This window comes from Adhaeribacter terrigena, assembly GCF_016623615.1.
In the GTDB taxonomy this organism is placed as follows: domain Bacteria; phylum Bacteroidota; class Bacteroidia; order Cytophagales; family Hymenobacteraceae; genus Adhaeribacter_A; species Adhaeribacter_A terrigena.
This window is the reverse complement of sequence record NZ_JAEHFX010000014.1, coordinates 20,715-34,755: the sequence shown is the minus strand read 5'-3', so window position 1 is coordinate 34,755 and position 14,041 is coordinate 20,715. Positions and strand designations below refer to the sequence as shown.

Annotated in this window: 11 protein-coding genes and 1 tRNA gene; 5 read left to right on the top strand and 7 right to left on the bottom strand. The window is 45.8% G+C overall.

Annotated elements, in window-relative coordinates:
• Positions 1-36: 36 nt before the first annotated feature.
• Positions 37-114 (bottom strand) — tRNA-Val (locus I5M27_RS18315).
• A 182-nt stretch (positions 115-296) separates the two neighbouring features.
• Here I5M27_RS18315 and I5M27_RS18310 point away from each other — a divergent pair.
• The 3 genes from I5M27_RS18310 (at position 297) to I5M27_RS18765 (ending at position 4,830) form a co-directional block, all read left to right on the top strand.
• Positions 297-2,816, top strand: a complete 2,520-nt coding sequence (locus tag I5M27_RS18310) for an AsmA-like C-terminal region-containing protein (protein ID WP_200507846.1) — start codon at positions 297-299, stop codon at positions 2,814-2,816.
• 221 nt (positions 2,817-3,037) lie between these two features.
• A complete protein-coding gene (gene rluF, locus I5M27_RS18305; RefSeq protein ID WP_200507845.1) occupies positions 3,038-3,763 on the top strand; it encodes a 23S rRNA pseudouridine(2604) synthase RluF in 726 nt (241 codons plus the stop codon).
• Positions 3,764-3,966: 203 nt separating this feature from the next.
• Positions 3,967-4,830, top strand: a complete 864-nt coding sequence (locus I5M27_RS18765) for a TerB family tellurite resistance protein (RefSeq protein ID WP_200507844.1) — start codon at positions 3,967-3,969, stop codon at positions 4,828-4,830.
• 205 nt (positions 4,831-5,035) lie between these two features.
• On the opposite strand, the gene I5M27_RS18295 is transcribed toward I5M27_RS18765, so the two are convergent.
• The 3 genes from I5M27_RS18295 to I5M27_RS18285 form a co-directional block, all read right to left on the bottom strand.
• On the bottom strand, positions 5,036-6,172 hold the full coding sequence (locus tag I5M27_RS18295) for a mechanosensitive ion channel family protein (protein WP_200507843.1): 1,137 nt from the start codon (positions 6,170-6,172) through the stop codon (positions 5,036-5,038).
• A gap of 327 nt (positions 6,173-6,499) precedes the next feature.
• Positions 6,500-7,726 (bottom strand): Glu/Leu/Phe/Val dehydrogenase dimerization domain-containing protein, encoded by a 1,227-nt coding sequence (locus tag I5M27_RS18290; RefSeq protein WP_200507842.1) that lies wholly within the window; start codon positions 7,724-7,726, stop codon positions 6,500-6,502.
• 692 nt (positions 7,727-8,418) lie between these two features.
• Positions 8,419-9,495, bottom strand: coding sequence for an anhydro-N-acetylmuramic acid kinase (locus I5M27_RS18285; protein ID WP_200507841.1), 1,077 nt, complete (start codon positions 9,493-9,495; stop codon positions 8,419-8,421).
• Positions 9,496-9,615: 120 nt separating this feature from the next.
• Between I5M27_RS18285 and I5M27_RS18280 the strand changes: the two genes are divergently transcribed.
• Positions 9,616-9,924 (top strand): ArsR/SmtB family transcription factor, encoded by a 309-nt coding sequence (locus tag I5M27_RS18280; protein WP_200507840.1) that lies wholly within the window; start codon positions 9,616-9,618, stop codon positions 9,922-9,924.
• Positions 9,925-10,100: 176 nt separating this feature from the next.
• Here I5M27_RS18280 and I5M27_RS18760 read toward each other — a convergent pair whose 3' ends face one another.
• The 3 genes from I5M27_RS18760 to hemA form a co-directional block, all read right to left on the bottom strand.
• On the bottom strand, positions 10,101-10,427 hold the full coding sequence (locus I5M27_RS18760) for a DUF2752 domain-containing protein (protein ID WP_200507839.1): 327 nt from the start codon (positions 10,425-10,427) through the stop codon (positions 10,101-10,103).
• A gap of 28 nt (positions 10,428-10,455) precedes the next feature.
• A complete protein-coding gene (locus I5M27_RS18270) occupies positions 10,456-11,022 on the bottom strand; it encodes a TM2 domain-containing protein (protein ID WP_200507838.1) in 567 nt (188 codons plus the stop codon).
• A gap of 285 nt (positions 11,023-11,307) precedes the next feature.
• A complete protein-coding gene (hemA, locus tag I5M27_RS18265; RefSeq protein WP_200507837.1) occupies positions 11,308-12,585 on the bottom strand; it encodes a glutamyl-tRNA reductase in 1,278 nt (425 codons plus the stop codon).
• 210 nt (positions 12,586-12,795) lie between these two features.
• On the opposite strand from hemA, the gene I5M27_RS18260 reads away from it, so the two are divergent.
• A complete protein-coding gene (locus tag I5M27_RS18260) occupies positions 12,796-13,974 on the top strand; it encodes a sensor histidine kinase (protein ID WP_200507836.1) in 1,179 nt (392 codons plus the stop codon).
• The last annotated feature ends 67 nt before the right edge of the window (positions 13,975-14,041 follow it).

The following is a 14,041-nucleotide window of genomic DNA, read 5'->3' as shown; positions in this document are numbered from 1 at the left end:
AAAAAAGCCTCACGTTTTAGCGTAAGGCTTTTAAAATGGTGGGGCGTACTGGATTCGAACCAGTGACCCCCTGCTTGTAAGGCAGGTGCTCTGAACCAGCTGAGCTAACACCCCGTTTCCGGCAAAACAAACCGTTGTCCGTTTTGGTGATGCAAATATGGGGGGTTGAATCGGAAATCCCAAATTTTAAACCGAAAAAAAATAAAAAATATTTCTGGCGCGTTTCCTGCTTGAAGTCTTCTGAAAACTGCTGTATCTTTAACCTTTTGGCTGCCAGCCTGAAAACCGTATCGATTTTGAAGAAAAAAGTATTTTACCGGGTGGTGCTGTATGCCGTAGCAGCTTTTATTTTGCTATCGGCTACGGCGGTGGGTGTGGTTTACGCGTTCCAGGATAAAATTATCCAGCTATTTGTGGCCGAAGCCAACCGGCATTTAAAAACCAAAGTAGAAGTTAGCAAAATAGAACTTTCGCTTTGGGAAAAATTTCCGCAGGTAGCCATTTCTTTAGATCACGTACGCATTTTTGGTTCTCTGCCCGAAGAAACCACGCCGCTGGCTTCCGGTAAACGCCTTTATTTTACCTTCAACCTCCGCGATATTATTTCCGGCCATTACCGCGTGCGCGAATGCAGCCTCCAGAACGGGCAGGTTTTTGTAAAAGTAAATGAAGCCGGCCAGGTAAATTACCTGGTTTTTGCCGAAGACAGCACCAAACAACAAGCTTCCGAAGCCTTTAAATTCGACCTCGAAAAAATAACGCTGCAGGATGTTTTGGTGGAATATACCGACGAAAGTTTGCAGCAAAGTTACCAGGCCAATGCCCGCAGCTTAAACGCCGCCCTCGCCATTTCCGACGAAAAAGTAGATATAAAAGCCGACGGCGATCTGTTTGTGCATGCCATTCAGCTCGAAAACGATGCTTATTTCAAAGCCAAAGATATTTTGCTGCAAACCGCGCTAACGGTAGGGGTGAAAGATAAAAAAGTCACCATCCGGCCATCGGTCGTGAACGTGGGCCGCGCCGCCTACGAGGTGCAGGGCGATGTAGATTATAAAAACGCTACGGTTCTGGACCTGAAACTAAAAGGCCGCAACACCAACATTCAAAGTTTGCTTTCGCTGCTGCCGGGTAAATATGCCAAACAATTCAGCAAATACCGGAGCCAGGGCAACGTGTATTTTAATGGCCACATTGCCGGCGAAGCTTCCGATAAACAAAGTCCGGGTATTACCTTTCATTTCGGAAGCAAAAATGCCTCTTTCTTTCAGCCCGAATACAAAGAAAAACTCGAAAACATCAGCCTGGAAGGCACGTTTACGAACGGCAAAAAACGCAACCTCACCACGTCGGAAATTGAATTGAAAAACCTGCACGGAACCCTGCGCGGCAAACCTTTCAGCGGCAACCTGCTTTACCGAAATTTTAAAAACCCGTATTTAAAGCTCGATGCCAAAGCCGAATTTGAGATTGCGCACGTACTCGGTATTTTCCCGCTGGAAGAAATTAAAAGCGGCAACGGGCTGGCCAAATTGCAGGTAAACATCCAGGGCAGCTTAAGTGACTTTCAGAAACGGCCGGCCAGCAACATTCTCCGGTCTTCGGGCGAACTGCAGCTGCAAAATGCTACTTTAAGCCTGAAAGCCCACCCGCAAACGTTTCAGGATCTGAACGGCACCTTTCTGCTGCGCCGGAACGACGTGGCCATTTCCGATTTTACCGGCAAACTGGGCAGCTCTGATTTTAAACTGAACGGCTTTTTTAAGAATGCCCTGGGTTATGTGTTCCTGAAAGATCAGCCTTTAAGAATTGAAGCCGATTTCGATGCCGATTTCCTGAATTTCGATGAACTTCTGGCGGCGGCCGGTGCGCAAAACGCTACGGTTTCGGGCGCCAAAACTGCCCCGGAAGAATATAAACTGGCCCTTTCTCCCAAACTCGATTTTGATCTGAATGCCAGAATAAAACGGCTGCAATTCCGCCGGTTCCACAGCAAAAACGTGAAAGGCACGGTGCGTTTGAAAGACCAGGTGGTTTCTAGTCCCAATATTTCGCTTCACGTTTCGGGCGGCAAATTCTCGGTGAGCGGCAGCCTGGATGCGCGCAGCAAAAACTACCTGAAAGTGCGCACCAGCGCCTGGCTCGAAGACATCCGGGTAGATACGCTGTTTTACGTGTTCGAGAATTTCGGTCAAAACTTTTTGCAGCAACGGCATTTAAAAGGGGAACTCACAGCCAACATCAAATCCGACCTTTATTTCGATAGCAAACTTAACCCGCTTACCGATAAAATGGAGGCTGATATAAACGTGACGCTGGTAAAAGGCGAGCTTATCAACTTCGAACCCATGCAAAAACTTTCGGCTTTTGTAGATCGGAGCGAACTTTCGAACCTACGCTTTTCGGAATTAACGAACCATTTCTGGATCCAGGATCAGACAATTTACATTCCGGAAATGGAAATCCGCAGCAACGTTTCGCGGGCTTCGGTTATCGGCATTTCCGGCACGCACACCTTCGATCAGAAAATGGATTATAAATTCCGCATTCCGCTGGCCAAAGGTGAGAAAAAACGCGACAAAGACGAACGCTTCGGCAACGTGGAAGTGGTGCAGGCCAGCAGTGGCCCTACGCTTTTCCTGACGTTGAAAGGCAGCGAAAACAACTACAAAATTGCCTACGACAAGGAACGCGTTAAAACCAAGCTCAAAGACGACCTGCGGCAGGAAAAACAGGAACTGGTTGATGCTCTGAAAGGAAAGAAACCCGAAGAAAAAGCCGCCGAAATTGAGCAGGATCAGTATTTTAATTTCTGATTTTTTCGGGTAGAAAAGTAGTGTTTTTGCTGGAAAATTGCTTTTGTTGTCGAAATTTGAAAATAAACTGTAGCTAAAATGCTATGGTTTAAACCAGAAAAACCCAAAGAAACGTTTTGCCTTGATCTTCAGTGCACAGACCAAAGCAGTAAAGCTTAAAAAAACGGTAGGGTTTCAGGCCGAAAAACTGCCCCAAGATTTATTTACCCATATTTACCTTCATGTCTCAAAACGAACTTACCCGCCTGAATAAATTTATTAGCGATACCGGTTTCTGTTCGCGCCGCGAAGCCGATAAAATGATCGAGCAGGGGCGGGTAACCATAAACGGGAAAAAGCCGGAGCTGGGCACCAAAGTATCGAGCCGCGACAGCGTGAAAATTGACGGCCGTCAGATAAACGTAAAACCCGAACCACTCTACCTCGCTTTTAACAAGCCCGTAGGTATTATCTGCACCACCGAACGCCAGATCAAAGACAACATCATCGATTATATCCGGTTCCCGTCGCGTATTTTTCCGATCGGGCGTTTAGACCGCGCTTCCGAAGGCCTCATTTTTTTAACTAACGACGGCGACATTGTAAACAAGATCCTGCGCGCGGGCAACAACCACGAAAAAGAATACATTGTAACCGTAGACAAAATGATCACGCCCGAATTTATTAAGCGCATGAGCAACGGCGTGCCCATTCTGGATACCGTAACCAAAAAATGCAAGGTAGAAATGATCGATAATTATACCTTCCGCATTATTTTAACCCAAGGGCTGAACCGGCAGATCAGAAGAATGTGCGCCTACCTGAACTACGAAGTGAGAAAACTGAAACGCATCCGGATTATGAACATTACCCTGAAAGGGCTGCCGATCGGCCAGTGGCGGGAATTTACCCGCGCCGAAATTGCGGCCGTAAACGAACTGGTAGCCAATTCGAATAAAGCGGTTTAGGAAAACTGCTTCCGGTTTTTTATACCTGAAAACGGTAGCCGGCCATTAAATGCTGAACATTCGTTTTTCTATAATTCTTCAAAACGCTATCCTTTTTCCTCCTAAAACTACTCGAACAACGAGCAACGAAACCTGCCCAATTCCGTTTAGCCGAATCGCGTTAAATATATTTTTTTCAACCGCCATTCGTCAAAGCTAAAACTATGGAAAACCAGGAAGTACAACTCTTAAAAGATTATTCCGACACCGAAAAAGGCGCTTATCTGGGCGCGATCGCCTCCATTGCATCCGCCGATCATGACGCTTCGGAACAGGAACTTCAGTTTCTTTCGGCCTTGAGCAAAACCGCGCACCTTTCATCAGAATCGGAACAGGCGGTTTTAGGCGTGGCAAAAGATCCTTCCAACATTAATGTACAGCGCTGCCTCGATGTTTTAAAAGGCAGCGATCTGCGGTATACCTTTATTACCGACATTATGAGTTTTGCCAAAGCCGATGGCAATTTAACCGGCGAGGAAGAAGAATTAATTAAAGGCATGGCCGATTATTTAGGTGTGAACCAGCAGCAATACGGCGTTTTAAAGCAGTTTGTAGAAGTAGCCGACGAATCGGCCCGGAAAGGCGAAGTAGTTGCTCCGCAGGCGCTGGGCGCAACTGCGCAAACCGGCGGCGGAGGTTTCGACGAGATGCTGAAAAAAGTGGGCATTCCGAGCAGCGGCTTAATGAAGGGCGTTTTAGCCATTGCGGCGCCAATTTTAATTTCCCAGATATTAAGAGGCGGCCGCCGGGGCGGTGGCATGATGGGCGGAATGGGCGGTTTATTAGGCGGTGGCCTCTTAGGCGGTTTGCTTGGTAACGTAATGGGCGGTGGTATGAACCGTGGCGGCTTAGGCGGCATGATGGGCGGCGGCTCAACAATGGGCAGCGGCGGCGGGCTCGGTTCTGTACTGGGCGGCTTAGGCGGTTTAATGGGCGGGAGCAGACGCGGTATGGGCGGCGGAATTTTAGGCGGCGGGCTGGGTTCTATTCTCGGCAACGTTTTAGGTGGCCGCCGCGCAGGCTGGTAAGTAAACCTGAACCATCATATAAAAGCAAAAAAGCTTCCTGACTCAGGAAGCTTTTTTGCTTAAAAAAACGCTATCATTTCCAGCCTAAAAAATCATTCCTGCAAGCCCACAAGTTACGGATGCGCCTAAACTTGCAGGATAAACGTTTTAAAAGCTGGGCTTTCCAGCCTGAAAAGTCAATCAACAATCAACAATCAACAATCAACTATTCCGTATCCTTATTTTCCAGACCCAGATCCGGTTTTTCGTCTTTGGCCACGTGCAGGGTTGTGGTTGGGAAGGCGAACCTCGCGCCATGCTTTTCTACAATTTCCACGATCTTGAAGTTTATCTCCTGCTTCGTATCGATGTATTCGTCCCAATCCATGGTATCTACAAAGTATTGCAGCATAATATCTTTGGAACTCGGGCCCAGGTTCATGAAACGCACCCGGCCTTCGTCGTTGGTGCGCGGGTGGTCCAGAATGTACTGCTGAATTTCGGTTACAATGTTTTTGATTTGCTCCGAGGTAGTATTATACGTTAAGTGAATATCGAATTTAGCGCGCCGGAAGGTGCGTAAGGTTAAGTTATCCAGGGGTTTATCGATCATGTTTTTGTTCGGCACCGTTACATAGCTTTTTTCTAATGTTCTGATGCGGGTACTCCGGAAACCGATCTTTTCCACCACACCCGTAATTTCGCCTACCTGCACCAGATCGCCCACGGTAAAAGGCTGATCGAGGAAAATGGTAAACGACGCAAGCAAATTCTCTAAGCTTTCCTTCGCGGCAAAAGCCAGCGCCAGGCCGCCAATTCCCAGGCCGGCCACGATCTTGCTCACTTTCTGGTCGAAAACGAAGGAAATGATGAACAGGAAACCGATGATCACCACAATTACTTTCCCGAAATCTTTGAAGAACGGCACCAGCTGGTCGTCCATTTTGGAAAGCGTTTTCTCGGCCCGTTTCATGAAGATCAGGCCCACAAAATCTACCAACCGCAGCGCCACCCAGGTAAGGGAAATAATGAGGAAAGCGCGGTAAACCCGCAGGAAAATGCCTTTCCAGTAATAAACTTCTTTTGCCGGCAGGTCGAATTTCGGAAAGTTGAGCCGGTCGAAAGCGATGTAAAGGAAGAACAGGAACGTAAGAAATTCTAACGGTTGAATAAGCAAACGCTTGAAATCGAACTTGGTAACGTCCTGCGAATATTTCTTCAGCAGCCGGAACATAATTTCCGATACCAGCTTGGAAACAAAGGTTTTAAACAAATAACCGAACAACAGAATGCCCGCAAACCAGAAGTAATTCTCCATGGTATTGTTCAGGAATTCGGTTCTGAGAAAAGTGCGAAGGTCCATAAATGCGTAAACCGGGGTTTGGCAAAGGTAATACTCTAATAACGGTTTTTTGGCCGAAAACCATACCGTTTTTAAGCAAAAATGTGCCCGAAATTACTTCCGGGCACATTTTTATTTGTTTCCCCCTAGAGGGGTAGGGAAGGAATTTTACCTTATTTAGTCATCCCGAACATTCCTGAGACGGAGGTCGAAAGGACCGAGCGTAGCTCAGAGGGAACTAATGTGTACCGAACATATAAGAAAGGAATTCGTTGCTTCGCTTGAATTCCATAGAAGTACCAGTTAGTTCCTTCGACAAGCTCAGGATGACCTTTAATAGTGTTTCAATTACAGCAACTGGCTCAACGCAATCTCAAAGGAAGTTTTGGCAATTTCGGTTTTATTGATTTTCTGCGTGTAGGTTTTCTTTAAAGCGTTCCCGATAATGGTAGAAATGTCGGTAAAAATGGCTTCGTCGGTAATTTCAACGTTGTCGCCCATGAGGTACGCAAAAACGCGCGCCATGCCGCAGTTGGCAATAAAATCCGGAATAACCGAAACGTTCTGATCGGCAAATTCGCCGGTCGGGCCGAAGAAAATTTCCGGGTCCTGGAAAGGAACGTTGGCGCCGCAGGAAATTACTTCCAGGCCGCCGGTCATCATGTGCTGTACCTGCTCCTTGGTAACCAGTCTGGAAGCCGCCGCCGGAATGAAAATTTCCGCGCCCATTTTCCAGATCTGCTCGTTTATTTCGGCAAACGGTATCATTTCGGGGGCAAAAAGGGTATTGCCCTGGCGGTTCAGGAAAAGCTCCTTGATCTCTTCGAAAGAAAAACCTTCGGGCTTCATTAAACCACCGTTCCGGTCGATAATACCAACAACTTTTGCACCTTCGGAAGCTAAATAATAAGCGGCTGCCGCGCCAACGTTGCCCCAACCCTGGATAATGGCCCGTTTGCCTTGCAGCTCGCCGCCCCAGATATGGTAATAATGGCGCACGGCTTCGGCCACACCATAACCGGTTATCATGTCGGCTACGGTGTATTTGCGGGTTAAGGAAGGCGTAAACTTGGCGTCTTCAATAACCTTGATCACGCCCTGACGCAACTGGCCTACTTTGTTTATTTTCTGCGGTTCGGTAGCGTTGAAATGACCGTTTACCACGCCTTCCTGCGGGTGCCACAGACCGTAATCTTCGGTGATCGGAATTACTTCGTGAATTTCATCCACGTTTAAGTCGCCGCCGGTGCCGTAGTAGTTTTTCAGAAGCGGGAATACGGCTTTGTACCAGCGCTCCAGCACGCCGCGTTTGCGCGGATCGGCCGGGTCGAAGTTAATGCCCGATTTGGCGCCGCCAATTGCCGGACCGGAAACCGTAAATTTTACTTCCATGGTTTTAGCTAAGCTTTCTACTTCACGCTTATCCAGGCCTTTGCGCATGCGGGTTCCACCGCCGGCTGCCCCGCCGCGCAGCGAGTTGATCACTACCCAGCCTTCGGCTTCGGTTTCAGCATCTTTCCACTCAAAAACTATTTCCGGACGTTTGGTCTCAAATTTGGCGAGTAATTCTTTCATCTATAAAGAGGTAATTGGTTCTGGCCGCAAAGATAAGAATTCAAAAAATGGTATGAAGGTTAAATGTTGATTGTTCTTTACTTTGTCATTTGGGTTGAGAGTGATATTATTTAGGGGTAGTGAAGTTTAGTAATGGGCTTTTTTAGTTTGAAAGCATAGCGTTTTTTTGTTGTCATCCCGACGATAGGAGGGATCTATTTAAGTTAATAAGAAAGTTTGCTACAGATTTTTGAGGCTTAAAAGGATAGCGTTTTCATAGTTTGCTTCTGTTCTTAGCTACAAGCATTATACTTTCAATTAAACTTTCTCCCTCCAGCCGGGTGGCTTCGTTTCTGCGTTCGCGGCTGCAACCCTTCCTGCCCTTGCGGGCCGCCTCGTTCCTCGGCACCGGAAAGCTTGGAGGCCGCTCTCACAGAAACTGGTATCGGTTTGCCTTCGTAGTCAGCTTCTTTTTAGTTTCCTTTCACAAATTGCGTGATTTTCAGGTTACGCTGCGCTGGCGATAGGTGTGTGATGAAGTTGGGGAGAAATTTCGATAATTCTCAAATTCTGTAAATTCGGATTCCCATAATAATCCTTAAATCCCCTAATCCAATAAATCCCAATTCAGACAAATCTTCATTGCGGTCTGCTTTAACTGCCGGGTCAGGGCAAAAATAGGGGAGGGTTGGGTGGGGTAAATTAAATTAAATTCAGGCCATATAAACGGCGCCGCCTACATTATCTTTTTCTGCGCCGGTTACCGTTTGCAAACAATTCACTTCGTTGCGCCAGCGCAAAACGCCCAGGAACGCAAAGATCAGGGCTTCTTTAAAACTTACTACTTCGGGTTCCGGTACCACAATTTCGCATCCTTCGCCCAGGTAATTTTGCAGTAATTCAATTAAGAACGTGTTGAAAGCGCCACCGCCGGTTACCAGTATTTTGGGTTTTGCAGCCGTTTTGCCTACCGTTTTAACCGCTTGCGCAATCTGGAAAGCAATATGGTGGCAGGCCGTATGGAGTTTGTCGGGAATAGAACTTTCAGCATGCAGAATACTTTTCAGGCTATTATCATCTACCCATTCTTTGCCTAAAGATTTTGGGAAACTGGCGGAAAAATAAACCGGCGCGTTCAGCTCCTTTAAAAGCTGCGAATCCAATTTTCCGCTTCTGGCAATTTCGCCGTTTTTGTCGTAGGGCAGCTCCAACGCATTCGCCAGGATGTTCAGCAGCATGTTGCAGGCTGAAATATCGTAGGCCATACGCAGGTTTTGGTGTCTGAATGAAATATTGGAAATGCCGCCCAGATTCAGGCAGAAATCGAATTCTGAAAAAAGCAGTTCATCGCCGATGGGTACTAAAGGCGCACCCTGGCCGTTTAAAGCTATATCCAGCGTGCGGAAATCGCAGATTACGGGCAAATTGGCGGCAGCAGCTAAATAGGCACCGTGCCCCAATTGCCAGGAAATATGCTTTTCCGGCTGGTGAAAAATCGTGTGGCCATGCGACACTACGAAATCGGGTTTCAGGTTATTGGCTTTTATAAAAGCAAAAACCAGCTGGCCTAAGTATTTTCCGTAGGCCTGATCGGTAGCCACAAAATGGAGCGCGGAAGCAGTTGGGAGGGAGGTTAACCGAATAATCCAATCATTGGGATATTCAATGGTAGTAGTATTTAATATTTTATATATCCAATTGCCTTTATCTAACGTAAAACGACAGTATGCTAAGTCGACTCCATCCAGCGAGGTGCCCGACATCAGCCCGATAACGTGAAAAGTGTTCATAACTTAAAGTAACGGTTAATTTATGAATCGCACAATGCGTGAGGGAACGGCGCCGGTATTTTGTGACGTTTTAACGTGAAAGTGCGAAGTAAATGAACCTGTTTTAAAATTTTTTAAGTTATGAGAACGTTATTATCCAGAGTGGAATCTAAGAAAATTGATAAAGCCGCGGCCATGCTGAAGGTGTTGGCGCATCCGAAGCGGCTCGCAATTGTAGACCTTTTGGGTAAAGAAGATAAAATGACGGTTACCGAAATTTACCAATATCTTGATTTGCCCCAGGCCATTGCCTCCCAACATTTAATTACTTTAAAAGATAAAGGCGTGCTTTCTTCTTTTAAGGTTGGAACCAAAATTTATTATTCCCTCTCTATTCCGAAACTCATAGACGTGATAGATTGCCTGGAAGAATGCTGCACCGATATTTAATTTTTTTGATTTTAGATTTAGAGCAAAAAGGATGGCCCGTAAGCCATCCTTTTTTGTTTGAAAATGGTATGGTTTCGGGCAGAAAAAGTGCTCATAAAAAAGCCCCGGATCTTTAGCGGCCGGGGCTTTTTACCAAATATTGTTCGAAACCTATTTTTTATTATGCTCTCGTAAATTTATGCTGCAACTTTAGCTTTCTGATGTTGGATATCATTTCGCACAAGTTTTAAGTCTTTCAGAAAATCCTGAGTCCATAAAAAGGAGATTACCGGGAAAACTACAAAAGATAGTTTATTAAAATGATAAGCTGCTTCAAATTCCAAATGGATCAGGTGCATAATAGCCCGGGTCATGCCGCAACCATAGCATTCTATACCGGCCAGCACTTTACTCAGGCAAAGCGATTGGCCAGAGTCGAAGAAATCGGCTGGTAAGGCCAGGAGCACCAAAGGAATGATGACCTGGGCACTTAGTTTGAGAATTTTTACGGTTCGCTTTTTCACCCGAGGTAATAACTAGGCAGCTAATTTACTAAAGTTTATCAGTATAATCGCCGTCTTTCGGCTTCAGATCGCCGGTAATAATACGGACAAGGTCAATTAAAGCCCAGATGCCGCAACCGCCAAGTGTTAATAACTGCGCAACACCAATTCCGGTATAACCTAAGTAGAAACGGTGAATACCCAAGGCACCAACAAGAATTGCTAAAATTAAAGCAACCAGCTGGCTTTTGCCTTCAGCAGAAACGTCTTTTTTAGCTTCTTTCGCTTCTTTTTTCGCCGCTTTTATAACTGACTTTACTTCTTTTTTAGACATTGCTGAAACTTTCTCAAGGCCCAGTTCTGCTACTGCAGCTTTGGTTTCAACAGTTTTAGGAGCGGTAAAAGAAGGTGTTTGGTTAATGATTACCGGCTGTGCATCTGCCGAAGCAGTTAAGGTAACTTCTTCGGCAGAGGCTTGCGTTTCAGCAGTTGTTACTTGTTCAGTTTTGTGGAAGCCACCATAGCTCTGATTGGTATTGGTGAAATACGTTTCCTTAGAACAGGATGAAAAAATAGCTGCAATAGCAAGGCTGAAAAGGGTAATTTTGGTTTTCATAAAAGATAAGAGTTTAATTGATAAAAGGTTATAAATGAAAAATTGCAATCTTAGGGAAAGTGGTTGGTAAGAGAGTTCACGTTAAAAGCTGAAAAGCGCTATTTAGCATGAGTTATACCACGGGTTCAAACATAATTTAATTTTTTCTAATATCTATATATAGCAATTAAATATTTTTCCTGATCCATTGTAAAGATTTCCATCATGGATTAATGCCTAGACAATAAAAAAGCCCCGTACCATTAGGCCGGGGCTTTACTTTTTTTGTTTAAAACAGTACCGTTTTTAGTGCTGAATTTCTTCCGGTTGTTTTTCCAGGTCGAAGAGGTCGTTCAGTACATCGATCAGGGTTTCGGCTTCGCCCCGTTTGCAGGCGGCTTTCAGCTGGAGCACCGGCAGTTTTATGATCTTCTGCATGATGGATTTGGTCACGTCGTCCATGCGCTTGAGTTCTTCCGGGTTCAGCTTTTTCAGGTAACGCGCCATTTCTTCCTGGCGGATGGTTTCCAACGCATTTTTCAGTTTATGAATGGTAGGTGATACCATCATTTCCTTCGTCCAGTCGTTAAAGCTTTCAATAGATTCGGCAATAATGGCTTTTACCTGCGGAATAGCATCTAAGCGTTGCTGCAGGGCGGCAGTAGCTTTATTCTGAATAGTATCGATATTATACACCAGCACGCCCGGAATATTTTCTACATCGGCGGCCACACTGCGCGGCACCGAAAGATCGATGAAGAATTTAAACGAAAGTACATCGAGGCGCTTGATCATCTCGGTAGTAAAGAACGGCGAATCCATGGCAACCGAAGAAATTATCACGTCGGCTTCTTTCATGGCTGGTACCAGTTCTTCCAGCGGAATTACCTTCAGGTCGCATTCTTCGGCCAGGATCTGGGCCTTGGCTAAGGTGCGGTTGGTAATGGTTACATTTCTAGCAAACGCCGAAGCGGCTAAATTCCGGCAAACGTCTGCCCCGATCTCGCCTAAACCAACTACCAGAATTTTCGGTTCGTGCATGTCGGCGGTCAGTTCTTCTACCAGTTCTACGGTGGCGTAAGAAGTAGAAGCAGCGCCGTCGCGGAAGGAGGTTTCCTGTACTACGCGTTTATTAGTAAAGAAAATGGCGTGCATTAAACGGTGCAGAAAAGGCCCGGCCGTATTATTGTCTGCCGACCACTGGTAAGCCGTTTTTACCTGGTTCGAGATCTGCATATCGCCTACCACCTGCGCTTCCAGGCCCATCGAAACATCGAAGAGGTGCTGCACGGCATCGGTGTGCTCGTTCAGAATGGTAAAGAAATCGAAATACTGGCTGATGTTTTCAATGCCTTTGGATACGCCCAGTAGTTTTACAATTTCGGCGCTCAGGTCTTCTTCAGCGCTGTAATAAACTTCGGTGCGGTTGCAGGTAGAAAGGATCAGGATATCGGTAGCCTGCAGATAGGTCTGCATCATCTGCAGAAACTGCTTGCAGGCGGTTTCGTCTAAGGCAATAAGTTCGCGGATAGCCAGCGGCGCTTTTTTATGCGAGAGGCTAACGGCTTTAAAATTATGGAGCATAGTCAATTACTCAAACCAACACGCAAAATTACGTTTGTATTTCTTAATTGTAAAGGTATAGTCTAAAGCTTTCCTTATTTAAAATGATTATAAATTAGCCTGCTTTGAACCGAACCACGCGGCTAAAACAAAAATAATGGGGGAAAAATTGCATATTTCTTTCTGGTTCTTCGTTGAAGTTACGCGGCCAAAAGCCGGTATTTTTTTAATATGATCTCTACTCTTTATAACCAGAAAGCCCGCATTAAGCTCGTAATTGTTATGGTTGCGCTTTTAATTGGAGCGGCTACAGTGGTGTATACCAATATTTTAGTCCAGAAAGTAGCCGAACGCGAACAGCAGCTCATCGATATTTACGCCAAAGGTTTGCGCTTTATGGTGGGTTCCGAAACCGACGACAATACCGTTTTTATCCAGGAAGAAATTATTGAAGCGAATAAATCGGTGCCCGTAATTCTGACCGACGGCGAAGAGAACGTGATGGATTACAAGAATTTCCGGCTGCCGGAAAATATCACGGAAGAGAAAAAAGCCGAACTTCTGCGCAAAGAAATCGCCGAAATGAAAGCCCAGCACCAGCCTATTCTGGTTGAATTTGGCGAAGGCTTTAAGAATTACATTTTCTACAAAGATTCTACCCTCCTTACGCAGTTGCGTTATTACCCTTATGTGCAGCTTACCGTAATGGCCTGTTTTGCGCTTATGGCCTATTTTGCGTTTAGTTATTCGCGCAAAGCCGAACAGAACCGCGTTTGGGTAGGCCTGGCCAAGGAAACCGCGCACCAGTTAGGTACGCCGCTCAGCAGTTTAATGGCCTGGTACGAATATTTGCGGAGCAGTCCTAAATTTGAGCACGAACCCATTGTAGAAGAGCTGGGCAAAGATGTGCGGCGCCTGGAAATTATTACCGAGCGTTTTTCCAATATTGGTTCGGTGCCGGTTGTAAAAGACGAAAATATTCTGAAAGTAACCGAAAAAGCCCTTTCGTATTTAAAGAGCCGGGTTTCGCAGAAAGTAGTTTTCAGCCTGCACGCCGATTTTCCGAGCCATATTCCGGCTAAAGTAAATATTCCGCTTTACGAATGGGTGGTAGAAAACATCTGCAAAAACGCCATAGATGCCATGGATGGCAAAGGCAGTATCGACGTAAACTTGTCGCTACACGGGAAGAATTTTATTGCCATCGATATTAAAGATACCGGCAAAGGCATTCCAAAAAATATGCTCGACAACGTTTTTATGCCCGGCTATACGACCAAAAAACGTGGTTGGGGTTTAGGCCTTGCCTTAGCCAAACGCATTATTGAGAATTACCACAGTGGTAAATTGTTTGTAAAATGGAGCGAAGTGGGCAAAGGCACCACGTTCCGGATCATGTTGCCGCGTTAAACACTTTTTAAGCCCAAAACCATAGCGTTTTCGGGGAGCTTTTTAAAGCTTTGCAAATACCGTTTAT